Source organism: Dellaglioa sp. CoH-57-MRSF-19 (genome assembly GCF_056781975.1).
Genome location: NZ_JBXAXW010000029.1, coordinates 1 through 1,054, shown reverse-complemented (window position 1 = coordinate 1,054; position 1,054 = coordinate 1). Strand labels below are relative to the sequence as shown.

Here is a 1,054-nt window from a genome sequence, read left to right as displayed (position 1 = left end):
TAGTCGGAGTCAAGCGTTGACCTATCGCGCCTACGCCAGACGCTGGGTAAATCGAGCTGAGTGTTCCTACCTGCTTCAACACCAGATTTTGCCCTTCTACTACGTTTAGACGAAAGCGCAAGCTGGCTGGTGGGGCCGGCGGCACTGACACAATACAATCTTGGCATGTGCCCACTACTGTACTCATTTAATACTCCTTATTGATGTGCACACTAAAATTGAGACAGTGTGTCTTTACGTCGTCGGCAATTCTGCGTTCACAGTTAATCCAAAACTGTACGTACCAAATGCTCCTAGCAATACGTTACCGGCCGGAAGATTCAACCGCGCCCCGTTATTGGTCTGGGAAGCTATTGTTGGATTGCCCGCAGCCAAACCTGAAGATGAGACGTTGCTGGCTACTAGAGTGGGGTTATTTACGCGTTTATATGCGTACTGCACTGTCATTTGTGGGACTTGCGTATTACCAACTTGACCCGACCACGCAAATGGCGATCCCGGGAAGGCTTCATAATAGAACAAGCACTCATTCGCCATCACCGACAAGTCCTTGAATTCGAAGCCCGTATAGGATGGGCCCTGTTCGAGCTGCACCTCAGTGATCAGCGCCGTGAACGTGCCGGGTGCCGCCGTCGTAGCCAGCTGGAACCGCAGATAGTGATTGGTGCCCAGCGTCTTTCCCACAACCGAAGGAATGCTAAATGTCTGCTGACATCTCGTCCATGTATTTGCCGGCACCGCAATAGGCGTTCCTGATAGCGTCACTGTACTCGAACCGCCAGACCCGAAGTTCTGGAACAGCGAAGGGGTAAACGACATGCCCTTTGATACGTTGATCAAGAACGATACAGTAACTGTCTGGCCATTCAGTGTGGACACATCATTTATGGACTGCGAAATATAAGGTGCACCAGTACCAGATGTCTCCTGCCACGACAAATAAGTAGTGTCGCTACCAGTGGTCCCGGTTGCTGTGGTCACAGTAGCGCCGTTACTGAACATGAACCATCGATCGGCCACGAATGTGGCTATAGCACCAGACGCAGGATTACCA

General features: G+C 51.2%; 1 protein-coding gene. It reads right to left on the bottom strand.

What is annotated here, in order from left to right; genetic code table 11:
• Positions 1-234 precede the first annotated feature (234 nt).
• Positions 235-1,054: hypothetical protein (locus AC1RO3_RS07955; RefSeq protein ID WP_481763923.1), on the bottom strand; the 820-nt coding region annotated here is incomplete at its 5' end.